Annotated in this window: 26 protein-coding genes; 21 read left to right on the plus strand and 5 right to left on the minus strand. The window is 39.2% G+C overall.

Annotation, left to right across the window (positions count from 1 at the left end):
- Positions 1-35: 35 nt before the first annotated feature.
- Positions 36-914 (minus strand): LysR family transcriptional regulator, encoded by an 879-nt coding sequence (locus tag B1F84_RS03780; protein WP_131690619.1) that lies wholly within the window; start codon positions 912-914, stop codon positions 36-38.
- Between the two features lie 243 nt (positions 915-1,157).
- On the minus strand, positions 1,158-1,607 hold the full coding sequence (locus B1F84_RS03785; protein ID WP_131690620.1) for a DUF2721 domain-containing protein: 450 nt from the start codon (positions 1,605-1,607) through the stop codon (positions 1,158-1,160).
- Between the two features lie 75 nt (positions 1,608-1,682).
- Here B1F84_RS03785 and B1F84_RS03790 point away from each other — a divergent pair, with 75 nt between their 5' ends.
- From B1F84_RS03790 to tsaD, 3 genes are read left to right on the plus strand one after another with little or no spacing between them, the layout of a single operon-like run.
- The gene (locus B1F84_RS03790) at positions 1,683-2,045 is read left to right on the plus strand and encodes a DUF2007 domain-containing protein (protein ID WP_010391010.1); all 363 of its coding nucleotides are present in this window, start codon (positions 1,683-1,685) and stop codon (positions 2,043-2,045) included.
- On the plus strand, positions 2,029-2,619 hold the full coding sequence (locus tag B1F84_RS03795; protein WP_008115608.1) for a YjaG family protein: 591 nt from the start codon (positions 2,029-2,031) through the stop codon (positions 2,617-2,619). The genes B1F84_RS03790 and B1F84_RS03795 overlap by 17 nt, the downstream gene beginning before the upstream one ends.
- 44 nt (positions 2,620-2,663) lie before the next feature.
- Positions 2,664-3,677 (plus strand): tRNA (adenosine(37)-N6)-threonylcarbamoyltransferase complex transferase subunit TsaD, encoded by a 1,014-nt coding sequence (tsaD, locus tag B1F84_RS03800; RefSeq protein WP_008115610.1) that lies wholly within the window; start codon positions 2,664-2,666, stop codon positions 3,675-3,677.
- A gap of 23 nt (positions 3,678-3,700) precedes the next feature.
- Here tsaD and plsY read toward each other — a convergent pair whose 3' ends face one another.
- Positions 3,701-4,306, minus strand: coding sequence for a glycerol-3-phosphate 1-O-acyltransferase PlsY (gene plsY, locus B1F84_RS03805; RefSeq protein ID WP_131690621.1), 606 nt, complete (start codon positions 4,304-4,306; stop codon positions 3,701-3,703).
- 207 nt (positions 4,307-4,513) lie between these two features.
- On the opposite strand from plsY, the gene folB reads away from it, so the two are divergent.
- The 8 genes from folB (at position 4,514) to B1F84_RS03845 (ending at position 10,650) form a co-directional block, all read left to right on the plus strand.
- On the plus strand, positions 4,514-4,873 hold the full coding sequence (gene folB, locus B1F84_RS03810) for a dihydroneopterin aldolase (RefSeq protein WP_076920180.1): 360 nt from the start codon (positions 4,514-4,516) through the stop codon (positions 4,871-4,873).
- Entirely contained in the window at positions 4,874-5,362 is a 489-nt protein-coding gene (gene folK, locus B1F84_RS03815) for a 2-amino-4-hydroxy-6-hydroxymethyldihydropteridine diphosphokinase (RefSeq protein ID WP_131690622.1), read from the plus strand.
- Positions 5,359-6,159 carry an undecaprenyl-diphosphate phosphatase gene (locus tag B1F84_RS03820; protein WP_131690623.1) on the plus strand — a complete coding sequence of 267 codons (801 nt, stop codon included), beginning with the start codon at positions 5,359-5,361 and terminating at the stop codon, positions 6,157-6,159. The genes folK and B1F84_RS03820 overlap by 4 nt, the downstream gene beginning before the upstream one ends.
- Positions 6,160-6,304: 145 nt before the next feature.
- A complete protein-coding gene (mpl, locus tag B1F84_RS03825; RefSeq protein WP_131690624.1) occupies positions 6,305-7,660 on the plus strand; it encodes a UDP-N-acetylmuramate:L-alanyl-gamma-D-glutamyl-meso-diaminopimelate ligase in 1,356 nt (451 codons plus the stop codon).
- A gap of 1 nt (position 7,661) precedes the next feature.
- The gene (locus B1F84_RS03830; protein WP_036956751.1) at positions 7,662-8,285 is read left to right on the plus strand and encodes a flavin prenyltransferase UbiX; all 624 of its coding nucleotides are present in this window, start codon (positions 7,662-7,664) and stop codon (positions 8,283-8,285) included.
- The gene (locus tag B1F84_RS03835; RefSeq protein WP_010391021.1) at positions 8,282-9,211 is read left to right on the plus strand and encodes an ABC transporter ATP-binding protein; all 930 of its coding nucleotides are present in this window, start codon (positions 8,282-8,284) and stop codon (positions 9,209-9,211) included. The genes B1F84_RS03830 and B1F84_RS03835 overlap by 4 nt, the downstream gene beginning before the upstream one ends.
- On the plus strand, positions 9,212-9,979 hold the full coding sequence (locus tag B1F84_RS03840; RefSeq protein WP_010391022.1) for an ABC transporter permease: 768 nt from the start codon (positions 9,212-9,214) through the stop codon (positions 9,977-9,979).
- The gene (locus tag B1F84_RS03845) at positions 9,979-10,650 is read left to right on the plus strand and encodes an SAM-dependent methyltransferase (protein ID WP_131690625.1); all 672 of its coding nucleotides are present in this window, start codon (positions 9,979-9,981) and stop codon (positions 10,648-10,650) included. Before B1F84_RS03840 ends, B1F84_RS03845 begins: the two co-directional genes overlap by 1 nt.
- Before the next feature lies 1 nt (position 10,651).
- Here the strand turns inward: B1F84_RS03845 and B1F84_RS03850 are convergent, their stop codons facing one another.
- A complete protein-coding gene (locus B1F84_RS03850; protein ID WP_131690626.1) occupies positions 10,652-12,514 on the minus strand; it encodes a GGDEF domain-containing protein in 1,863 nt (620 codons plus the stop codon).
- Between the two features lie 259 nt (positions 12,515-12,773).
- On the opposite strand from B1F84_RS03850, the gene panP reads away from it, so the two are divergent.
- Complete coding sequence (gene panP / locus B1F84_RS03855) at positions 12,774-14,399, plus strand: pyridoxal-dependent aspartate 1-decarboxylase PanP (RefSeq protein ID WP_076920185.1); 1,626 nt, start codon at positions 12,774-12,776, stop codon at positions 14,397-14,399.
- 251 nt (positions 14,400-14,650) lie between these two features.
- Here the strand turns inward: panP and argE are convergent, their stop codons facing one another.
- Positions 14,651-15,796 carry an acetylornithine deacetylase gene (gene argE, locus B1F84_RS03860; RefSeq protein ID WP_131690627.1) on the minus strand — a complete coding sequence of 382 codons (1,146 nt, stop codon included), beginning with the start codon at positions 15,794-15,796 and terminating at the stop codon, positions 14,651-14,653.
- Positions 15,797-16,017: 221 nt separating this feature from the next.
- Between argE and argC the strand changes: the two genes are divergently transcribed.
- The 9 genes from argC to B1F84_RS03910 all read left to right on the plus strand — a co-directional run bounded on the left by argC (position 16,018) and on the right by B1F84_RS03910 (position 24,386).
- Complete coding sequence (gene argC, locus B1F84_RS03865; protein WP_131690628.1) at positions 16,018-17,031, plus strand: N-acetyl-gamma-glutamyl-phosphate reductase; 1,014 nt, start codon at positions 16,018-16,020, stop codon at positions 17,029-17,031.
- Positions 17,028-17,795 carry an acetylglutamate kinase gene (argB, locus tag B1F84_RS03870; RefSeq protein ID WP_131690629.1) on the plus strand — a complete coding sequence of 256 codons (768 nt, stop codon included), beginning with the start codon at positions 17,028-17,030 and terminating at the stop codon, positions 17,793-17,795. Before argC ends, argB begins: the two co-directional genes overlap by 4 nt.
- Positions 17,796-17,802: 7 nt before the next feature.
- Positions 17,803-18,735, plus strand: a complete 933-nt coding sequence (locus tag B1F84_RS03875) for an ornithine carbamoyltransferase (RefSeq protein ID WP_036956759.1) — start codon at positions 17,803-17,805, stop codon at positions 18,733-18,735.
- Positions 18,732-19,934, plus strand: coding sequence for an argininosuccinate synthase (locus B1F84_RS03880; protein WP_076920188.1), 1,203 nt, complete (start codon positions 18,732-18,734; stop codon positions 19,932-19,934). The genes B1F84_RS03875 and B1F84_RS03880 overlap by 4 nt, the downstream gene beginning before the upstream one ends.
- A 52-nt stretch (positions 19,935-19,986) precedes the next feature.
- On the plus strand, positions 19,987-21,852 hold the full coding sequence (argH, locus tag B1F84_RS03885; RefSeq protein WP_131690630.1) for an argininosuccinate lyase: 1,866 nt from the start codon (positions 19,987-19,989) through the stop codon (positions 21,850-21,852).
- 250 nt (positions 21,853-22,102) lie between these two features.
- On the plus strand, positions 22,103-22,303 hold the full coding sequence (locus tag B1F84_RS03890; RefSeq protein ID WP_010391035.1) for a hypothetical protein: 201 nt from the start codon (positions 22,103-22,105) through the stop codon (positions 22,301-22,303).
- 15 nt (positions 22,304-22,318) lie between these two features.
- The gene (locus tag B1F84_RS17990) at positions 22,319-22,855 is read left to right on the plus strand and encodes a hypothetical protein (protein WP_131690631.1); all 537 of its coding nucleotides are present in this window, start codon (positions 22,319-22,321) and stop codon (positions 22,853-22,855) included.
- Between the two features lie 641 nt (positions 22,856-23,496).
- Entirely contained in the window at positions 23,497-23,865 is a 369-nt protein-coding gene (locus B1F84_RS03905) for a hypothetical protein (RefSeq protein ID WP_346427239.1), read from the plus strand.
- The gene (locus B1F84_RS03910) at positions 23,865-24,386 is read left to right on the plus strand and encodes a hypothetical protein (RefSeq protein ID WP_131690634.1); all 522 of its coding nucleotides are present in this window, start codon (positions 23,865-23,867) and stop codon (positions 24,384-24,386) included. The genes B1F84_RS03905 and B1F84_RS03910 overlap by 1 nt, the downstream gene beginning before the upstream one ends.
- Positions 24,387-24,396: the final 10 nt, after the last annotated feature.

Consider the following 24,396-nt stretch of genomic DNA (forward strand, 5'->3'; position numbering starts at 1 on the left):
AATTTATAGTGATCATCAAATCGCATGGTGTATTGTTATGCTCTTGAAACTTTCTTGATTAGCGAGAGTAGGTGGTCAACATGCTCACCTGCCTCAATCTGCTGGCTGGTTTGCACAATAAGTTGCTCATGGCTAATATCGTTATTGGTCTTAAGCTGAATTAGATTGTGGTTTTCTGCCACAGAGCTAGTGTGTTCAATACCGGCAATGGCAAAATGGTCTGATTTTTCAAGTCCAGCCATTACCTGCTCAATACTGCCCACTTTAATTGTTGAAACTTTATTTAATGAATCAATCACTTCATTCAGCATTGATTGCACTTGTTTTGACTGTGAAAAACAACTGAACATTGGATAACTTTCGAGTTCTTTTTTACTAATATCGCTTTTATTTGCTAATGGGTGTTGTTTTGAGCAAAACAAAATAAGCTGATCAGGTAATTGTATGTCGCTACCAATACTATTGACTATTTGCGAGCATACACTAATGTCAATTTCACCTTGAAGTAACTTTCTATGAAGCTCAGTTTTGTTTTGCAGCTGCATTTCAATTTTAATATGAGGGTACTGGCTTAAAAACTCACCGCAGGTAATTGGCACTATGCTGCTGGTTGTTGTGGTGTAACCAATGACTAGTTTTTTCTCTTCAGTGCCATTAATCGATTGAAAAGCGCGGTGTTTTATTTGCTCTAACTCATTGAGGGTATTTTTAGCAAAGTCGAGGAAAAGCTCCCCAGCTTGAGTTAATTTAACCGAACGAGTAGAGCGGGTAACAAGTTCGTAGCCAAGCTCGGTTTCAAGAGTTTGAATACTACGAGTTAACGCAGATGTGCTGATTTGGGTTTGTTCTGCAGCTTGCCTAAAATGACGAAGTAGGCCAAGCGCTACAAATTGTTCTAATTGTTCAAATCTCACTATATAGTCCTTTTTTATAGGTAAGCTAGGGGAATTACAGATTTAATACTGACTTTATATCCCTATAGTTCAGTTGAAGTAATGTTTTTAACCACCTCATTAGATTAACTTTCTTTTTGCCTTATTTAAAGAGAATAGTTGCTAAAAGTTGTTATACCTTTGGGTAATGTTAAGTAACTGTTGGGTTTTATCATTAGCCTAATTTGTGCAATTTTATAACCGTTTTCTTAGAATTTCGGTTTGTTAATTGCTGTTTTTGCTTTTAGAGTTAGGCTCAATAAAATTTTTACTCACTCTGTTGCTTAAAGGCTTATTTTCAATGTTTTGTAATTCAATTTCTATGGCATCACACGAGATGTGAATTTCAAATAAGGAGGTGAGTAAAGACAAGCTTAAGCAACTTAAACTGACACCAAATAAAATAATGCCCGTGGTATTAAATTCTATAAATAATGCGAACATAGATAGCGTACATAATAAAAAAGCAGCCACTCCGTATACTTGCATGGTTCTTATTAATTTTATTCGCTTTCTAAGGTTGGTTATTTGCGCCACCACAACAGGACGAATTGACTCTCCTTCACGCGCATTCAGTTCTCGTATTAGTTGCGCTAGCACTAAAAATCGGTTTGTATAGGCGAGTAACAACAACGAGATTGCTGGAAAAAGTAAACCTGGAGTAGTTAGCGTCATAATGTGTCCTTAAATCATATTATTTGCTTTAGGTTACGCAGGCAAATTGTACACATAAAGTAAATGAGGTGGATATTGCAAAATATTAATAATAGCGATTCAAATATAACATCATTTGATTGGGTTACGCTTTATAACGCAGAAAATAGTTTAGAGGCCAATATAATAAAAGGATTGATTCTTAATGCGGGAATTGAGTGTCAAATTAAAGGCGAAATGCTGCAAGGTGCAATGGGCGAGATCCCGTTTGAGCAAACACAAGTAAGTGTGCAGGTTTATGCGATAAAAGAGCGCCATGCACGCGAAATATTGGTAAACTATCAGCAAGTAAAACAATCCGCTCCAGATTGGGTGTGCCCTAACTGTAATGAGCATAATGGATCAACATTTGATTTTTGTTGGTCATGTGGGACTTTAAAGAATGACAAAAGCGAATAATTTTCAGCGTATTAGAGAGTTAAATTACCTACAAAAAGCGGTATTGGCCAGTGCGTTAATAGAGCGTATGTTGCCTAATTATGGACTATTTAGTGAGGCTACCGGTTTTGGCGATGAGGTTATTTTACGTAATGCTTTAAATGTATGTTGGGAAAAGATACTGCTTCCTAAAAGTAAAATTGACTTAGAAAAGCAAGTCGAAAAAATTGAGCCTAATGTACCTGAGCTTGCTGATTTTGATATGTTTGGTACTTACCCTGCCATTGACGCTGCCACCTCATTATTGAGCTTAATGCATGGCCTTTTAGCGCAAGACGAGCAAGAATTTGTTAATGTGAGTAAAATATCGCAGGCAACTGTTGCTCGCTTTATTGAGTATCAAATGACGGTTGAAGGGGATGTTGCTGATAATAAAGCAGTGCGTGAACACCCACTAATGCAATACGAAATTGAGGTATTAGGTGAATTAATAGATTTTGTAGAGGCAATGGGGCGTATCACTGCTGAAAATGTAAAAGCATTGAAAAAGCATGTCCTTGCTGATGGCCAAACTAACATTGGTTTAGCACTTTAAGTAATTTGTTTTAAACACCTTGTTAGGTGGCAGGAGAATTAACAATGCGAATTTTAGGCATTGAATCATCATGCGATGAAACTGGTATTGCTATTTATGATGATGAAAAAGGGTTACTAGCCCATCAATTATATAGCCAAGTAAAAGTACATGCTGATTACGGTGGTGTGGTACCTGAGCTTGCATCTCGCGATCATGTACGTAAAACATTGCCGCTTATCGATGCGGCATTTGCACAAGCTGGCTGTGGACCTGAAGATTTAGACGGTATTGCCTACACGGCAGGGCCTGGTTTAGTGGGGGCATTGTTGGTAGGCACCTCAATTGGTCGCTCTTTAGCGTATGGTTGGGATATTCCAGCGGTGGCAGTGCATCATATGGAAGGGCATTTATTAGCGCCAATGCTTGAGGAAAACGTTCCCGAATTCCCATTTATTGCTTTACTGGTTTCTGGCGGTCATACCATGATGGTAAAGGTCGCGGGCATTGGCCAATACGAAGTATTGGGTGAGTCGGTAGATGACGCTGCAGGTGAAGCATTTGATAAAACAGCTAAATTACTTGGGCTTGATTACCCTGGCGGCCCTCGTTTAGCTAAAATGGCTGAGCAAGGGGTTGCCAAACGATTTGTTTTTCCACGCCCGATGACAGATAAGCCTGGTCTTGATTTTAGTTTTAGTGGCCTAAAAACCGCCGCTTCGATTGCTATTCGTGAAAATGATAGCGACGAGCAAACTAAAGCAGATATTGCCCATGCATTTCAAACAGCTGTTATAGATACTTTAGTGATTAAGTGTAAAAGAGCACTAAAGCAAACGGGTATTAAACGTTTAGTAATAGCCGGTGGTGTGAGTGCTAATACACAACTACGTTTGCAATTAGAGCGTGTGATGCAAGGTATGAAGGGCGAAGTGTATTACCCTCGCACTGAGTTTTGTACCGACAATGGCGCAATGATTGCTTATGCTGGTATGCAGCGTTTAAAAGCGGGGCAGTTTGCTACGCTTGATATGAAAACTAAACCGCGCTGGCCAATCGATAGCTTAGAAGCAATATAGTTAACCAGAACTTAAGTTAGTTATTACTTCTTATCATCTGTAGGGACTTGTTTAGTCCCTACTTTTGGTTCTTCACCCTTAAATAAACGTACAATATTAGTACGATGCCTAATAATGATCAGTAGCGTAATAAAGGTCACCGGTAAGGTATATAACGGCTTTATCCACCATGTATATAAAGGTGCTAGCGTCACAGAAACTAACGCTGCAAGGGATGAGTAGCGGGTAATCGCGACAATAATCAGCCAAGTACCAATCAATAATCCACCTAAAGAAAGTCCTATCGGTAGTAATGAGCCAAATGCTGTTGCGACCGCTTTCCCCCCTTTAAAACTAAAAAATAATGGGTACATGTGCCCTAAGCATGCTGCAACCGCAATTAAACCGAGCTCTAGCGGCTCAAGTTTTAAAAAGTAAGCGCCCCAAACAGGGATAGTGCCCTTTAAAATATCAAATATTAATACTAAGCATGCGGGGAATGCCCCACCTAAGCGGTAGACATTGGTTGCTCCTGGGTTGTTGGAGCCATTTGTGCGTGGATCGGGAAGTTTGAATAGCCGCGACACTAAAATGGCCGATGAAATCGAGCCGAGCAAATAGGCTAATACAAACATTAAAATGACTAACACGCGCTTCCTTATTTTTTAATCATTACTTTTAAGCTATTATTGGCGTCAAAATTTACGGGCTTCTTAAATTACTCGCAATTTTGTAACTATTCTATTGTAGAAGTAATTTTAGTATATTTAAACACTGATTAAAGTATATACAGTATTAATTTGATTGATACAATATGTAATTAACTCAGTGACTTGTTACAGTCATTTGGAGTATCAATGGACAAGGTATTTATATCACAATTGCATGTCGAAACGATTATCGGGGTGTATGATTTTGAAAAGAAAAGTAAACAAAGCCTGTACTTTGATATTGAGATGCTAAGCGACATTAAGCCCGCAGCACAAAACGACGATATTAACTTAGCATTAGATTACGCCAAAGTGAGCGAGCGAGTCATCGAGCACAGCACGGCTAAACCAGTTGAGCTTTTAGAAACGTTGGTGGAGCAATTAGCGCAAATTATTTTAACCGAATTTAATACACCTCAAGTAACGATAAGAGTTAGCAAGCCCGCCGCAGTTTCACAAGCGCAAACTGTGGGTGTAGAGATAACCCGCAACAAGGCTTCGGCTTAAATGGCGCAGATATATATTAGCCTTGGTTCAAACATTAACAAGGCAGAGCATATTCGTCGTGCTCTAGTGGCGTTAAATCAGCACTTTGAAAACACACAGCATTCATCAGTATTTGAAAGTGAAGCTGTAGGTTTTGCCGGTAATAACTTTTATAACTCAGTACTTGCCGCCACCACTAACATGGCGCTGGTTGATGTGTGCGCGTTATTAAAACAAATAGAACGCGACAACGGCCGCCAAGCAAATGATAAAAAATTTAGCCCACGTACACTGGATCTCGATTTACTTTTTTATGATGATGTAATTTGCGAGAGCCCAGCACAACTACCGCGTGATGAAATTACTAAAAATGCCTTTGTTTTGCAGCCTTTAGCCGAGGTGGCGCCTAACTTTTATCATCCGGTAGCAAAACAAACGATTGCCCAAATATGGAATGCATATAACAACCCTCAACAAAAACTATGGAAGGTGGAGTTTTCTAACCCATGAGTATTATAGAAATAATTGTTTTAGCCCTAATTCAGGGATTTACTGAGTTTTTACCTATATCGAGTTCTGCACACTTAATTTTACCGTCACAAGTTTTAGGTTGGGAAGATCAAGGTTTAGCATTTGATGTTGCCGTGCATGTAGGCACTTTAGTTGCGGTTGTTATTTATTTTCGTAAAGAAGTGGCCGATATACTCGGTGCTTGGTTTAAATCGTTTGGTGCGCAAGGCACAACAGATGATAGCAAACTAGGTTGGTGGATCATTTTAGGTACTGTGCCTGCGGCTATTTTAGGCTTATTGCTAAAAGACTTTGTTGAACTGTATTTACGCAGCGCATGGGTGATTGCAACCACAACGATCGTATTTGGCTTATTACTTTGGTACGCCGATGCCAAAGGTAAGCAGATAAAAACAATTTATCAGCTAAACTGGAAAACGGCCCTTATTATTGGCTTTGCACAGGCCGTTGCGATGATCCCAGGTACTTCACGCTCAGGTATTACTATGACTGCGGGTTTAATGTTAGGTATGAACAAACAAAGTGCAGCGCGCTTTTCGTTTTTATTAGCTATTCCAATCATTTCGATGATGGGTCTTTATTACACCGCAGAGCTTGCCCTTGGCGATCATATCGTAGATTGGACGGCATTATTGTTAGGTGTAGTGCTGTCGTTTTTATCAGCTTATGCTTGTATTTTTATGTTTTTAAAAGTGATTGAGCGAATGGGAATGCTGCCATTTGTTATTTATCGTTTATTATTAGGTATAGGTTTAATATTCTTTTTAATGTTATAAGCCATTAATTTTTTAAAGGCCTCCCAATTCGGGAGGCCTTTTTATTTGCGCCAAGGGTTAATGGTAACTTAAGCTAAATTTTGGCATTATAGCGCCATTAAACTTTGCCTTAGAGCAAACCCCGCGCAGGATGAAAGGATAGTAAATGCATATACATATTTTGGGTATTTGTGGCACATTTATGGGTGGTATTGCCGCTATAGCTAAATCATTGGGTCATCACGTTACTGGGTCGGATCAAAACGTTTACCCACCAATGAGTACCCAGTTACAAGAACTGGGTATTGAACTAACGCAGGGCTATGATGTATCTCAACTAGAGCCAGTACCAGACATCGTTATTATTGGTAATGCAATGAGCCGTGGTAATCCGTGTGTTGAATATGTATTAGATAAAGGCCTGCCTTATACTTCAGGGCCTGAGTGGCTAAAACATAACTTATTACAAGATTCATGGGTGCTGGCTGTGGCGGGAACTCATGGTAAAACAACCACCGCCAGTATGTTGGCGTGGATACTTGAATATGCGGGTTTAAAACCGGGCTTTTTAATTGGCGGAATTGTACAAAACTTTGGTCTTTCTGCGCGAGTTGGGGAAACGCCATTTTTTGTGATAGAAGCCGATGAGTACGACACGGCCTTTTTTGATAAACGCAGTAAGTTTGTTCATTATTTACCGCGAACGCTTATTTTAAATAATCTTGAATTTGATCATGCTGATATTTTTGAAGATTTAAACGCGATTAAAAAACAATTTCACCATTTGATGCGTACATTACCGCAAAGTGGCAAAGTGTTGTGGCCTAAAAATGATGAAGCACTGAGCGATGTTATAGCAAAAGGGTTGTGGAGCGAGAGCGAAACTCTAGGCGATGACTGGGATTATGAATTACTTAAAGCCGATGGTTCTCAATTTAATGTGTTATTAAACACGCAGCTGCAAGGCGAAGTTAACTGGCAGGCAATTGGTGAGCATAACGTTAAAAATGCCATGATGGCTATTGCAGCAGCACGCCATGTGGGAATTGCAATAGAGCACAGTATTAAAGCTTTGAGTGAGTTTATCAGCCCAAAAAGGCGGATGGAGCTTAAAGCAGATATTAATCATATTAAAGTGTATGACGATTTTGCCCATCACCCAACGGCAATACAAACAACGCTTGCGGGGCTGCGTGCTAAAGTGGGCGATGAAAAAATCATAGCGATTTTAGAGCCGCGCTCTAACACCATGAAAATGGGAGTGCATCAATTTACACTTCTCGATTCACTTCGCGATGCAGACGACGTACTGTTATTTGAGCCAGAGAACTTAAACTGGTCACTTAAAGAGCAAGCTGACAAAGCGGGTATGCAGTGCTTTGATTCTACAACCGCCATTATTGATACATTGCTTGAGAATATTGAGCCAAAGCAACATGTTTTAATTATGAGTAATGGTGGTTTTAATGGTCTGCATCAGCAACTTGTTGATGGTTTGGCCGATAAATACAGCGGAGAATAATGTGCAATTTAAAGATACAATCACCTTAGCATTTAGCGGCGCATCAGGCGCACCATATGGGTTGAGGCTGTTGGAAGTGTTGCTTGAGCAACAATTTCAAGTGTATGTGCTTATTTCAAGTGCTGCGCGCGTAGTTTTTGATACCGAGTCCAATGTAAAGCTATCAGGGAATGAAGACAAAGCCACAGAGCAATTAAGCGCGTTATTTAACGCCAAGCCTGAACAATTAAAGGTGTTCGGCAAAGATAACTGGTTTAGTCCTGTAGCTTCGGGCTCTGCAGCGCCGAAAAAAATGGTAGTATGTCCATGTAGCGCAGGGTCTGTGTCTGCGATTGCAGTCGGCGCATCAGATAATTTATTAGAGCGCGCCGCCGATGTGGTGATAAAAGAGCGAGGCCAGCTTATTCTAGTGCCACGCGAGACGCCATTTAGCGAAATTCACTTAGAAAATATGCTTAAATTGTCGCGTTTAGGGGTCACTATCATGCCCGCTGCACCTGGGTTTTATCATCAACCACAAAGCATAGAAGACTTAGTTGATTTTATGGTGGCGCGAATTTTAGATCATTTAAATATTGAACATAATCTCACAAAGCGCTGGGGTTATGGTGAGGGTAAGAAATGAATAAGCAAAATATTGCTTTAAATATTGAAGGCCTTACCAAGGTTTACAAAAATGGGGTTGAGGCAGTAAAAGGTGTTGATTTACAAGTGCATGAAGGTGACTTTTTTGCACTGTTAGGTCCAAATGGGGCGGGTAAGTCAACCACTATTGGGGTGATATCTTCTTTGGTTAATAAGACCAAAGGTAAAGTTGAAGTATTTGGTCATGATATTGATACCGACCTTGAAGCGGCGAAAGCCAACTTGGGCTTAGTGCCACAAGAGTTTAACTTCAGTCAGTTTGAAACCCTAACCCAAATACTCGTTAATCAAGCAGGTTACTACGGTGTACCGCGCGGCGAAGCGCACAAACGTGCTGACAAGTACTTAGCACAGCTTGGGCTACTTGAGAAAAAAGATAAGCAAGCGCGTACCCTTTCTGGTGGTATGAAGCGTCGCTTGATGATTGCACGTGCCTTAATGCATGAACCAAAGTTACTTATTTTAGACGAACCAACAGCGGGCGTTGATATAGAGCTGCGCCGCTCAATGTGGGACTTCTTAAGGCAAATTAACGAACAAGGTGTGACCATTATTTTAACCACTCACTACCTTGAAGAAGCCGAATTACTGTGTAAAAACATCGCTATAATTGATACCGGCCGTATAGTTGAAAACACCACCATAAAAGCCTTGTTGGCTAAATTAGACAAAGAAACCTTTGTATTGGATTTAAAACAGCCTACCAATCCGGTGACGCTTGAAGGGTATAATTTTACCATGACTGATGATCACACCATTGAAGTTGAGGTGGCTAAATCACAAGGGCTTAATGCTGTATTTAGCGCGTTAACCGAACAAGGTAATACTGTGCTAAGCATGCGTAATAAAGCGAATCGATTAGAAGAGTTATTTGTAGGTTTATTAGAGCAAGGGCGGGGCGAATAAATGTTTAAATATGGTGTAGCCTTAAAAAGTATTTGGATTAAAGAGTGTATTCGCTTTTTGCGTATTTGGGTGCAAACCTTAGTGCCGCCAGCGATTACTATGAGTTTATATTTTGTTATTTTTGGTAACTTAATAGGTTCGCGTATTGGTGATATGGGCGGCTTTAGTTATATGGAGTTTATTGTTCCTGGCCTTATTATGATGTCAGTCATAACAAACTCTTACTCGAATGTGGCTTCAAGTTTCTACTCAACTAAGTTTCAAAAAAGTATTGAAGAGTTATTGGTTGCACCTGTGCCTAATTACATCATTGTATTGGGGTATATGGGGGGAGGCATGACACGAGGCATTATGGTGGGCTTTATTGTAACGTGTGTTTCTTTATTTTTTGTTGATATACAAATACATAATATTTTTGTGATTATAGCCACTGTTATTCTTACCTCGGCGGTGTTTGCTTTAGGCGGGTTAATCAACGCTATTTATGCAAACAGCTTTGATGACATAAGTATTATTCCGACCTTTATTTTAACTCCCCTAACTTATTTGGGTGGGGTATTTTATTCAATCACTCTACTGCCTGATTTTTGGCAGATGGTATCGCAAATAAACCCAATTATTTATATGGTTAACGCATTCAGATACGGATTTTTAGGTGTTTCTGATGTTGATTTAACAGTTGCGATTGCGGTTTTGTTGGTGTTTATCAGCGTATTATTTACTTTAGCACTGACGCTAATTAAAAAAGGTGTGGGGCTAAGACACTAATGAGCGATGCAAATTCACGTAGTATTGTATCTAATCAAGCGGGACTTCACGAAAAGCTTGATGAAATAGTTAATAAACACTTACAAGCCGAGTTTAAAAAGCCAATTGCAGCGCATACTCAAACCGCATTTGATGAAGTTAATGCTAAGGTGCAAGCTTTTGATGGATCGCTTATCCTAGACTCCTGTTGTGGGGTTGGTGAAAGCACTGCTAATTTAGCGAAAGGTCATCCTGAAGCGTTAGTGGTAGGCATTGACAAGTCATCTCATCGACTTGATAAGCACGATGTTGAGTATAAACAAACTGAGAGTGGTCAATACATTTTGGTGCAAGCTGACTTAAATGACTTTTGGCGTTTAGCGGTGGCTGCTAATTGGCAGCCTAGCCATCACTATTTGCTTTACCCTAACCCGTGGCCTAAGTCTAAGCACATTCAACGGCGCTGGCATGGGGCGGCTATCTTCCCGTTTATTGTAAAGCTAGGTGGTTTACTTGAAGTGCGAAGTAATTGGGATATCTATGTTAAAGAGTTTGCCAGAGCGCTCGAATTAGCAGGCCATCCATGTGAAACCGAATTGTTTGAATCAGACGAAGCAATTACACCTTTTGAGCGAAAGTACTGGGCCAGTGGCCAGCAAAGTCACCGCTTAATCATCAATCTCAATAGTTAACTCATTGCTTTTTAAAGTGAGTCACATGTGGCGTTGGTTTGCCAAGGTAACTACCTTGCATCAGCGTCACATTTAGTTGGTTGAGTAACTCTGCAACCGTATTATTTTCTACCGCTTCAACAACCAATTCAAGTCCAAGTTGCCGGGCTATATCAGCGATATAGGCTATAAATAGCGACGTGTTTGCATCGTTTACTAGCTGCTTAGTGATTGCACCATCGAGTTTAATGCCATCAACCTCAACCTTTAATGTATTAAGGGTATTAATAAACTCATTCCCCCAACAGTGCATCACCACCTTTGCCCCTTTACTTTTTACCATCGCAATAAATGATTTTATTTCGTAATAATGTGAAATAACCTGCGACTCCAAAATTGAAATAGTAATATTTTCAGGATTTGGGTAGCGATGAAGCTCATAGGCAATATGATCATAAATAGTGGGATCTGCAATATTTTCAGCGCACAGCGTTAACTCCCAACAAATTGCCGATTTACGAAAACGCGAGACACATTGAGTAAATAGGGTGCGGGTTAACATGCCATTCATACGCAGTCTATTTACCGCATTCGTAAAGATATCAGGGGTTAAAATCTCCCCTTGTGAGGTGACTATCCTCGGTGAGCAGTCATACCTAATAATTTCATCGGTATGCGTATTAATAACCGGTTGAAAGTAAGGAACAACACGGTGAGCATCAAATGCTTCGCGAATCTCTTTGGCTATTTCAACATTATATAAATATAGAGATTTAGCGTCGTTAATTGCCTCACAATAGTTAACTATGCGCTGATCGCCTTGCTTTGATTGCAGTAACGCAATATGAGCATTTTTAAGTAGTAATGATTTATTACCTCTTGCCACACCGGCGTTAAGGGTAATATAAATGAACGGCTGATTTAAAAACGGTATATTTTTATTATGCGATTGAATGATACTGTATAGCTCATCAGAGGGAGTTTCTTTATCAGTCAAAATAGCGAGTTTATTAGTTGCAATACGATAAATACGTGCGTGCAAACGCACTTGCTGCTTAAAGTGAATAAGCAGCTTTTTCATCACTTCATCGGCTGTTTTTGTGCCAAAAAAACGACTGATATTATCAATTTCGTTCACTAAAATAATCGCAATTTGCAAATGATGCTCATTACTTTTTTTCAGTCGTTTTTCTAAAGCGATATGATTTGCAAATCCGCTTGCATGGTCCCTCATTAATGAACGACGTACCCCATAATAATAAAAAATATACACTATTAATAAAATAATAATTACGCAGCCAAAATGAAACACAGATTGATACAACTCTGTGTTCAACGCACTGCTAATTTTATCAACGCTAATATCTGCAGCCGTAATATAAGTTCTGCCATTTTTTGCCAGATGGGGAATATACACTGTTTTAGAATGACCGCGATGCGCTGTTGAAGTTTCAAAAATAGGGGCCGTTGATAAAAATGCAGCCGTAGTGATTGGCGTGGCTTCAGGGTATAGATCTAAAAACTGAGTAACCTTACCGTTATTTTGATCATCTTGGGTGTAGCTAGAGGCAGTAAAGTAAACGTTTTCATCAATCAGTACCATTGAATATAAATAATCTATATTTAAATCGTTGGCTAATGCCGAAAGTTGGTCGGCTTTATTTTGATAGCTTGAAAAACTGATTTCTTGCGCTATTTTATCGTGATAATCACTACCTAAAATATACTTTACGCTGGTGGCGGCATTTAACAGGCGATTATCAATACTGCGTATCACATCATTATTGATAGTGGTGTAGGTGTAGTAACTGTAACTTATTAAGCTGACTAAAAAAAAGACGGTACCGAGCGCCAACCGTGTTAATTTTAGATTTCCTTTTAGCATGTAACATCCTTATTGTTTGTTAGATTTATTATACTTAAAAATTATAAATGCCCAATATTTTAATTACCCTTTGTACTAAATATAAAAAATAGTGAGATGTTATCTATTTTGTATTGTCTTTTATGGCTTAAAACGAGACATTTTTGTCATATTGCAGTAAAGTTAGCGCAATTTTTTAGAAATGCCGTTGCTTAAAAACACCTTAAATTAGCGTGTTTTACAAACTAACAGGTGTTTTAGTCACACACTAGGTATGAAGATGGATCAAAAGCGTTGTGCCGTCGCCTCTAAAGAAAGCCTCAAACGGATATTTACCGTTCCAGAGGCCCCTGACTCAACTTTGAGCAAAATAGAGCTTGAAATTTCGAGTAATTTAGCAGGTTTCTTAAACGAAAATATCGCGGCAATTGAAAAACCATTACATGAAATAGAAAAAGATTTTCAATCGGCGGCTATCCCTGAAGAGCCAACGTTTGTGTCTTGCTATGCCCAAGATATTATGGAACAGCTGGTTGCTCATTCTGTACATACCGCAGCGCCAAGCTTTATTGGTCACATGACATCTGCTCTGCCACACTTTTTACTGCCATTATCGAAATTAATGGTTGGGCTAAATCAAAACCTTGTAAAAATAGAAACCTCAAAAGCGTTTACTCCATTAGAACGTCAAGTTTTAGGAATGATGCATCATTTAGCTTATGGGCAAAATGATGGCTTTTATTCTAAATGGATGCACAGTGCAAAAACCTCTTTAGGAGCATTTTGCTCTGGCGGCACCGTGGCTAACATTACTGCGCTTTGGATTGCCCGCAACCGCTTATTAAAAGCAGATGGCAACTTTAAAGGCATTGCTGCGCAGGGTTTAGTGGCGGGAATGCTTCATTATGGTTACAAAGGGCTGGCAGTTTTAATTTCTGAACGAGGTCACTACTCGTTAGGCAAATCGGTAGATTTATTAGGCATTGGCCGTGAGAATTTAATTGGTATTAAAACATCGGCTGATAATAAAGTTGATGTAGATGCTATGCGTGAAAAAGCGCTAGAGCTTGAAGCGCAAGGCATTAAAGTGATGGCAATTATTGGTGTAGCCGGGACGACAGAAACCGGTAATATTGACCCACTTGAAGACATGGCTAATTTAGCACACGAAATTAATTGCCACTTTCATGTTGATGCAGCATGGGGCGGAGCTACTTTACTGTCTAATACCCATAGGCATTTATTAAAAGGGATTGAGCAAGCAGATTCAATTACCATTGATGCACATAAACAAATGTATGTGCCGATGGGGGCTGGTTTGGTGTTGTTTAAAGATCCTGCTGCTACCGATGCCATAGAACATCATGCTGAATATATTTTACGTAAAGGCTCTAAAGACCTAGGCAGCCATACACTTGAGGGGAGTCGCCCTGGAATGGCGATGTTAGTGCATGCTTGCTTACGTGTTATTGGTCGTAAAGGCTATGAAATGCTTATCGATCGCAGTATTAAAAAAGCCCGTTACTTTGCTGATTTGATAAAAGCAGATGAAGATTTTGAATTAATATCTGAACCTGAGTTGTGCTTATTAACTTATCGTTATGTCCCTAAGCAAATTAAAAATGCGATAGCACAGGCAGATGCACAAACCCGTTTAGATATTTTTGCCGCGCTTAATCGTTTTACTGCTAGTATGCAAAAACGGCAACGTGAATCAGGTCGCTCATTTGTATCGCGTACACGTTTAACGCCAATTCAATATGATAATCAACCAACTGTGGTTTTTAGAGTGGTGCTTGCGAACCCGCTTACATCAGGTGCTATTTTAAAAGAGATATTAGAAGAGCAGAAAGAGTTGGCACAAACAGATCCGGTATTTAAAAAATATTTACGAAAATATATGTAACTAACCTGAACTCTGGTTAAGAGATTTACTAACATATTGAGTCAAAAAATGATGTTTATGTTTATTTTCACTAGCCAGAGATTTTCAGTGAAAACAAGGCGAACTTACGCGTCAATAGCTAGCCTATTGCAAGTAAATTCAACGCAGTTAGCGCTGAAAATAGCTGCTTGAGATAGATTTATTATTCAGAGTTCAGGTTAAATATAAATGCTATAAAAAAAGACGCGATTAAGCGTCTTTTTTGTTACTGATTAAAAGCAACTCGCCTTTATGAGGTTGCTGATAATTTGTTGCGAAGGCTTGATTTTTTCCATCGCTAAATATTCATCGGGCTGATGCGCTTGGTTAATTGAACCCGGTCCCATGACGATGGTTTCACAGCCCAGTTGTTGTATAAATGGTGCCTCAGTACAGTAATTAACAGCCACCGCTTTTTGCCCTGCTATATTTTCGGCTAGTTTAACTAAAGCGCTGTCGGTGCTTCCTGTAAATGCTGGAATTGGCTCATGTAAATCAATCACACTAACCGAATTAGGGTATTGCTGGTTTATATCGAAGGTTGCATCAAGCAGCAATGCTTGCAGCTCTTGTACACTTAAGCCAGGTAGAGGGCGCATATCAATGTGCATTTCACAGCAACCGCAAATTCTATTAGCATTATCGCCCCCATGAATATTGCCTAAATTGAGCGTTGGGTAAGGAATTTCAAAGTGATTTATTGAATATTTATTCTTAAGTTGTTCTTTTAAGATTAGCAATTTTGTAATCACTTTATGCATCACTTCGATGGCGTTAAGACCCCGTTCGGGATCTGAGCTATGTCCTGAACGGCCAACGACTCTTATCGCTGAAGTCATATGACCTTTATGAGTAAATACTGGCGTCATATCAGTAGGCTCACCAATAATACAGCGACTTGGTTTTAAATTTGGGTGCTTACAAATTTGTTGTGCACCAGCCATAGTGGTCTCTTCGTCTGCGGTGGCTAATATTAAAATTGGTTGTGTTTGTTGCTTTTCATCAAGCTCACTAATAGCCTGCAATACAAAAGCAAAAAAACCTTTCATATCAATACTACCTAAGCCATATAATTTATTATCGAGCTCGGTTAATTTAAATGGGTTTTGATTCCAACGACTATCATCAAATGGCACTGTATCAGTGTGCCCTGCCAGCATTAAACCGCCGTCACCTTGACCGCGTTTTGCTAATAAGTTGTAGCGACCCTTGTTGCCTTCTAACTCTATTATTTCACAGTTAAAACCTAAGCTTTCACACCATTGCGCTAGCAATTCAATGACACTTTTATTACTCATACATAAATGATCTTCAATGGCACTGATAGAGGGGGCAGCAATCAATTGCTGGTACATCGAAATAAATGACGGCAGAGACATAAAAAATTCCAAAATAAGTATTCATTTTAATTGCATAACAATATAAAAGTATTTATGATGAATATCAATTCACTTTTTAAGCATAAATATATTAAAGTTACGCCATGAAAATAATACGACGATAGTTATCACTCATAAATTTAATCTGTTTGGCTGGGTTATACCCTAGTGTAAACAAACAACATGGAATGTGGTCACTAATTTTAGATAAAGAGTAAATAATGAACGTAGTAATTATAGGTGCCAGCGGTTACAGCGGCGCAGAACTGGCTAGCTTAGTAGCAAAACATCCAACTCTTTCGCTAACTGGTTGTTATGTATCAGCGCAAAGTTTAGATAAACATAAATTGCTTAGTGAATTGTATCCTGAGCATTTAGGATTACTTGATTTACCTCTGCAGCCATTAAATGAACATGCACTTGCTGATATCACTCATTCAGCAGATTACGTTTGTCTGTGCACCGATCATAAAGTAAGTGTGGATTTAGCGCCTCAGTTTTTAGCGATGGGTAAAAAGGTATTTGACCTTTCCGGTGGCTATCGTCTTGAAAGTAATGATGATTACCTTACTTATTATGGCTTTGAACACCAACATCCAGAACTACTCAATCAAGCGGCATATGGTCTTGCTGAATGGAATAGTAAAGCCATTACTGATGCTCAGCTAATTGCTGTTGCTGGCTGCTATCCAACGGCTGCATTAAATGCATTAAAACCTCTTCAGCAAGCGTGTTTGTTGAGTGATGAAAAAATTATTATTAATGCGGTTTCTGGCGTAACGGGCGCAGGGCGTAAAGCCAGCCTAGGGACTCATTTTTGTGAGATATCACTTGCACCCTATGGTTTGTTTAACCACCGTCACGGGCCTGAAATACAACAGCATCTAGGTCATGAGGTGTTATTTACTCCTCATTTAGGTAATTTTCCGCGCGGTATTTTAGAAACTATTTATGTGCAATTAAAGCCGGGTGTGACCAGTGAGCAAGTAGCTAAAGCTTATCAAGTATTGGCTGATGAGCCATTAATTCGTTTGCTTGGCAGCAAAATTCCTTCGATTAAAGGGGTGGCCAAACAACCTTATGTAGATATTGCGTGGCAGCAGCAAGGCTCACAGTTAATAGTAATGGCAGCAATTGACAACTTATTAAAAGGGGCAGCTGGTCAGGCTTTGCAATGTATTAATTTATCAATGGGGCTTCCCCACACTACAGGTCTAATAGGAGCGTTTAGATGAGCAGTAAAACGTGGGTTATTAAACTCGGTGGTGCAGTACTCAATACTGAAAATGCCGCTAAAGCATTATTTGAAATACTCGACGAGCAAGATGATGCACAGTTTGTGATTGTGCATGGTGGTGGTTCATTAGTTGATAGCTGGTTAAAAGAGGCTGGTTTTGCCAGTGCTAAACACCAAGGTTTGCGTATTAGCCCTAAAGAACAGATGCCTTATATTGTTGGGGCCCTTGCGGGTGCGGCAAATAAACAACTCATGGCGCAAGCAATTAGTGTTGGTCATAAGCCGGTGGGATTAAGTTTATATGAAGCAGGGATCACCGCCTCGCAAAAATTAAAAGCATTGGGTCAAGTAGGTCAATGTCACAACAATGCAGATTCTATTATTAATGATTTACTCAGTGCTGGCCGGTTACCAATCATCAGCTCTATCGGCTTTGATGAGCTGGGCTTGTTATACAACGTTAATGCTGATGAAGCAGCAGCCGCAATAGCTAATAATTTAAATGCAGAACTTATTTTTATGACAGACGTAGAGGCGGTACTTGATGCCAATAAGCAGCCTTTACATCAACTTGACACAAAACACATTGATACTTTAATTGCAGAGGGAGTAATTTTGGGCGGGATGGAGGTCAAAGTTAAGACCAGTCTTCACGCTGCCCAACATTTACGACGCGGTGTGTACATTTCCAGCTGGCAAAAGCCAGAAAACTTAACTGCTTTGCTGCAAGGCGAGCATGTCGGAACTAAAGTAACACCATAGGTTGAACATGTTTAAAGATTTTTTAACGGGTCTAGAATTAGACCAACAAGGCGCACTAAATTTATTAAAATTAGCGCAAGATATTAAAGAAAGCCCGAGTAAATATAGCCAAGTACTAGCTGGTAAGTCAGTGGTTACTTTGTTTGAAAAGCAAAGTTTACGTACACGCCTTTCATTTGATATTGGTATAAACCGTTTAGGGGGCCATGCGGTTTACCTTGACCAACAAAATGGTGCAATGGGTGCTCGCGAATCAATAAAAGATTTTGCCTTAAATATTTCGACTTGGGCCGATGGGATTGTTGCGCGGGTTAATCAGCACAGTACATTAACGACACTCGGTGAGTATTCATCCGTTCCTGTGATTAATAGTTTGTGTGATTTATATCACCCATGCCAAGCATTAGCTGATTTTTTAACGCTACAAGAAGTACACGGTGATGTTAGCCAGTTAAAGCTTGCCTACTTAGGTGAGGGCAATAATGTAACGCACTCATTGATGCTGTTAGCCGCTACTTTAGGAACCGACTTTGTCGCAGTAACACCAAAAGGGTGTTCACCTGATTCGCAAGTGCTTAAAAAAGCAGAGCAAATAGCAGCGATGAATGGCGCTTCTGTCATGGTAAGTGACAGGGTTGAGGCTGCAGTAGGTGCTAATGTTGTTTACGCCGATACTTGGGTATCTATGGGGGATACAACTCCCCTTGAGCAAGTAAAAGAAAAATACATGCCTTATCAATTAAATCAGGCATTGTTAGAAAAAACCGGTGCAACTACGGTATTACATTGCCAACCGGCACACCGTGAGTTTGAAATTACCTCTGAGGTAATGGATGGCCCTGCATCAAAAATTATACAGCAAGCAGAAAACCGCATGCATGCGCAAAATGCGCTATTAGTTACATTGTTAAATCCAAATTTTGTTAAGGAACACCTATGAGTTCAATTAAAAAAGTCGTTTTAGCCTATTCAGGTGGTCTTGATACATCGGCTATCGTGCCATGGTTAAAAGAGAACTACGGCTGTGAAGTGATTGCTTTTGTTGCCGATGTTGGCCAAGGTGCTGAAGAACTTGAAGGCGTGGAAGCTAAAGCTATAGCGTCTGGTGCATCTGAGTGTTACGTGGTTGATTTAAAAGATGAGATGGTAAGCGATTATATTTACCCAACGCTTAAAACGGGTTCTATATATGAAGGGACTTATTTACTTGGTACTTCTATGGCGCGTCCAATCATTGCTAAAGCGCAAGTTGAAATTGCACGTAAAGTAGGTGCCGATGCACTTTCTCATGGCTGTACGGGTAAAGGTAACGACCAAGTACGTTTTGAGTCATGTTTTGCCGCACTCGCACCTGATTTAAAAGTGATTGCGCCATGGCGTGAGTGGGATTTATCAAGCCGTGAATCATTGCTTGATTACCTAGCTGAACGTGACATTCCATGTTCTGCGTCAGCAACTAAAATTTACAGTCGTGATGCTAACGCATGGCATATTTCACACGAAGGCGGCGAGCTTGAGGACCCATGGTGTGAACCAAGTGAGCAAGTATGGACCTGGACTAACTCTCCAGAGCAAGCCCCAGATAAAGCTGAACACGTCACTTTATCGGTTGTTGAAGGTGAAGTGGTTGCTGTAAATGGCGAAGAGCTTAAACCTTATGATTGTTTAGTTAAATTAAACGACATTGCATCACCACATGGTGTTGGTCGTGTTGATATTGTAGAAAACCGTTTAGTGGGTATGAAATCGCGTGGTTGTTATGAAACGCCAGGCGGTACTGTGATCATGGCAGCGCTTCAAGCAATTGATGAGTTAGTACTTGATAAAGCGAGCCGTAAATGGAAAGAAGTACTCGGTGGTGAATTTTCACACTTAGTTTACGACGGTCGTTGGTTTACGCCGCTAAAAGATTCTATTTTAGCCGGTGCAGAAGCGCTGTCTACACTAGCAACGGGCGAAGTGGTACTTAAGCTTTATAAAGGCCAAGTCACTGCGGTTCAGAAAAAATCACCTAACAGTTTATATAGCGAAGATTTTGCTACCTTTGGTGAAGACGATGTTTATGACCAATCGCACGCAGAAGGCTTTATTCGTTTATTCTCGCTATCAAGCAGAATTTCAGCACTAGCTAAAAAGTAACTTTTTATGCCCCTTGGAATTAAGGGGCTATTATCGGGTTTGGAGAGATTTCATGGCATTATGGGGCGGACGTTTTTCTACGGGTCCAGATGAAGCGTTTAAACAGTTTAACGATTCACTTCCCTTCGATTATCAATTAGCAGAGCAAGATATCATTGGCTCTGTTGCATGGGCTGGTGCACTTGAACAAGTGAATGTGTTATCTAACGACGAGCACAAAAAACTGGTATCGGCACTTTATGAGTTACTTGAAGAAGTAAAAGCAGATCCACATGCGGTTGCCACCTCAGGTGCTGAGGATATTCATTCTCATGTTGAAGCTGCGCTAATTGAAAAAGTGGGTGATTTAGCTAAAAAATTACACACAGGTCGAAGCCGTAACGATCAAGTTGCTACCGACTTTAGGTTATGGTGCCGCGATACTGCTGATCATATTTTAAAAGCAATTGCACAATTAAAAGCTGAATTTATTAGTTTGGCTGAACGTGAGCTTGGCACAATACTGCCAGGTTATACGCACTTACAGCGTGCACAGCCCGTACTGTTTAGTCATTGGTGTATGGCTTATGTAGAAATGCTTGAGCGTGATGAAAGCCGATTACAAGATGCCCAAGCAAGAATGAACTACTGCCCACTTGGCAGTGGTGCACTTGCTGGCACTGCATACCCAATTGATCGTCATGCACTTGCACAAGGGTTAGGCTTTACCGGTGCGACTAAAAATAGTTTAGATGGCGTGTCTGATCGTGACTTTGTGGTTGAGCTATTAAGCTGTGCGTCTATTTCTATGATCCATTTATCGCGGATGTCTGAGGACCTGATTTTTTATAACTCGGGAGAAGCTGGCTTTATTGAACTAGCGGATAATGTGACCTCGGGTTCATCTTTAATGCCACAGAAAAAAAACCCAGATGCATTAGAGCTAATTCGTGGTAAAACAGGGCGGGTGTTTGGTGCGTTTAGCGCAATGATGATGACCTTAAAAGCACTGCCACTTGCTTACAACAAAGATATGCAAGAAGACAAAGAAGGCATTTTTGATGCCATGCCAACGTGGCTTGCGTGTATTCATATGGCACAAGCGTGTATTAAAGGCATTAAAGTTAAAGCAGATAAAACACTTGCAGCGGCAAAAGGTGGCCACGCAAATGCAACCGAACTGGCTGATTACTTAGTGGCTAAAGGTGTTCCGTTTAGAGAAGGGCACCATATTGTAGGGGTATTGGTGCAACTAGCCATTAGTGAAGATAAAACGTTAGAGCAACTTTCTCTAGAGCAGTATAAATCAGTAAACCCAGTATTTGAGGATGATGTCTATCCGGTACTTGAAATTGATGCCTGTATAAAAGCACGCCAAGCGCTTGGCGGTACATCATTAGAGCAAGTAAGCAAAGCGGTGAAAGACGCGAAAAAAAAACAGCAAATAACGGTTCGTGATGCCAATTTAGATGACGTGGAAGCGATTGCTAAACTCGTACAGCACTGGGCTACAGTCGGCGAAAACTTACCGCGTGCTAAAAGTGATATGGTGCACTCAATTAATGAGTTTGCCGTAACTGAGATAAACGGTCAGGTATCGGGTTGTGCTTCACTTTATATTTACGACACAGGATTAGCTGAAATACGTTCATTAGGCATTGATCCTAAAAGCGCAGTAACAGGGCAGGGACGGGAACTGGTCGAGCATTTGTTGGTAAAAGCCAAAAAATTGGCACTCAATCGTGTCATCGTTCTGACTCGTGTTCCTGACTTTTTCGAAAATCAGCGGTTTAGTTTCTGTAGTAAAGAGAGCCTACCTGAAAAAGTGATGAAAGATTGTGAGTTATGTTTACGTAAAGAAAACTGTGATGAAGTCGCAATGGAATATATGTTAAAGCCAAGTAATAGCATGGAGATCCCCTGTAAAAACGTGGCTTAAGCAATCCCTAGGATAAAAAACGCACGGTGACCCCGGTGCGTTTTTTTTTGAGTAAAATAAAATAATTTTTAAATTAACATACTATTAATTTAAAGTTGGCATATCGTTTGCTTTTATTATTCTGTAACGTGTTGTTGAGTCAATTAATCAACGTAGGCAATACGTTACTGCAGTTATTTAGTAACTGCTTCAGATGGTGTGATTTAAATTTGCGCCAATAATAAATTTAACACTCAAAAGGATTAATCACATGCAAATTTCAGCGAACAGCCAAGTTCAAATGCAAGCATACAATAAAACGCAACAATTAAAGCCTGCAATGGAACAAACTGCTAGCCCTAAAACCCTACAATCTGATACAGTAAGCTTTTCTAAAGAGGCGATGACGGCTGCTACTGCGGATTTACAGCGAGGTGGTGGTACTGTTATACCAACATGGAAACCTAAATAATTATAAAGGTTTTAAATGATTCTAACTGAGCTTTTTGGGTTGTTCTCACTGTCTGCTTTTACGATGTGGGGATTTCTAATGACTTTCTTTTTTAATGTATTTGTATATTCATTAGATGTAAAAAGGGGAACAACTCTCTTACTCAGTTCATTTATCATGATGGCATCTTATACCCTTTCTGATTATTTTTATACGTGGCTATCGATGAAAGATTCAATTTATCTTGATTGGGCCATGTATGATATTGTCACGATCATCGCCCTTGCATGTATCTATAAAATTATAAAGAAAACAACCCCATCTTTTATATATTTAATTATTGGTCTATCAATAAATTCAATCCTTTTTCTTTGCATGTATTTAGATATCTATATATTAAAAAACAAAGAACCATGGTTTTTGTGGGATGCTTATACATATACAGTTAATCTTGTAGACTTCATTATGATAGTTGTATTAATTGTTGATAGAGATTTCTTAGGATTACATAAGTTTAAAAATAAAATACTATCGTCATTTCAAAGACCAAAAATAGCAAGGGATTGTAACTAAGTTGTATATCGATTACAGCATGGTTGATTACGTAAGTGCCTTCACTCAATGGGATTTTTTAATGGCGTTTTTATACTCACTTGTTTCGAGTATAAATAAGGCAGACAAGTCGTTAACATACTTAGCCGCTATTATGTTTTTCTCTTACTTTTGTAGTGATTTTTTTCCGATATTAGAAAATGTATATTTAGATTGGATCCTCTTCGATTATATAACCATTTCTATTATTCTCATTTTATTGAATTTCTGCCTTAAAGCTCCCCTCGCTAGCTATTATATTATCTCAGGCCTACTAATAAATAGTCTGCTAACATTTTTCATTTATTATGACCTATTTGTACGTGATAATATTGATGAATGGTGGCTTTGGAGTGTTTACTCTTTAGGAGTAAACTTTATTGATGTATTAATGATTATTTCTTTGGTAATAAATACAAGTATCTTAAAAAAACGACAGGTAAAAAAGCAACTTAATTTAGCTATTCGAAATAATGCTTCAAATGGATAATTTTTTGCTCAACCCATATGTATCTCTTTACCTAGGCGCATTTGTTCAATGGGGTTTTTTAATGGCTTTTTTATACTCATTAGTAACGAGTATAAATAAACCCAAAAAAGAGGCCTTATGGCTGTCGCTAATTATGTCAGTTTCATATTCTTCAAGCTTGTTTATTGATATTCAAAATATTTCTTACATGCAACTATTACTTTTTGATCTAATGACTATTTTGGCTATTTTGATTGCAAGTAACTTCTTAAATAAAAACATCATATCTTCTTATCTATTATTAGGGCTAAGCATAAACTCACTGTTATTTTTTGGCATGCATCTAGATGTACTTGTTTTTAGTAACAGCTCACCATGGTGGTTCTGGTCATTTTATTCTTTGGGAATTAATCTTATGGATTTTATGATGATAGCCATTTTATTTATCAATAAAGACTTTTTAGGGCTAATGAAACTTAAAGGTCGTTTATTTAGATCACGCACTGAGTTTAAAAGCCTATAATGACTGATCTATTATGGCTGCTTGTTAAAGTTGGCGAGAATTTAGGTAATTTTATATTGTGGTTATTTTTAATCGCTTTTCTATTTAACCTTTCTTCGAGCATTAATAAACAAGATAAAAGTTTACTGCATATTTCATTAATAATGATGATCTCTTATTTTCTAAGTGCATTTTTAAGCCTCGAAACTTCTACGTATAAAGATTATTTCATATTTGATCTCACAACTATTTTGATACTTTTTTTGTGGCGAAAAATAACGTTGCAAAACACGCCTATTGCTTTTTATTACTTAATTCTGGGGTTGGGAGTTAATACCTGTTTATTTTTGGGGATGCATTATGATGTTCAAGTTAAAGGGAACATTGATTACTGGTGGTTTTGGGCTGTATACGGGTTTGGCGTTATTCTCTTTGATTTTATAATGGCCTTGGCACTATTTATCAATAAAGATTTTTTGGGCTTAGTGAGGCTTAAGAACGTTCTGTTTCTAGCAAGAGCGAAGCTACCTAGCGCAATGTAATGATACGCTA

It is taken from the genome of Pseudoalteromonas sp. DL-6 (assembly GCF_004328665.1).
Lineage (GTDB): Bacteria > Pseudomonadota > Gammaproteobacteria > Enterobacterales > Alteromonadaceae > Pseudoalteromonas.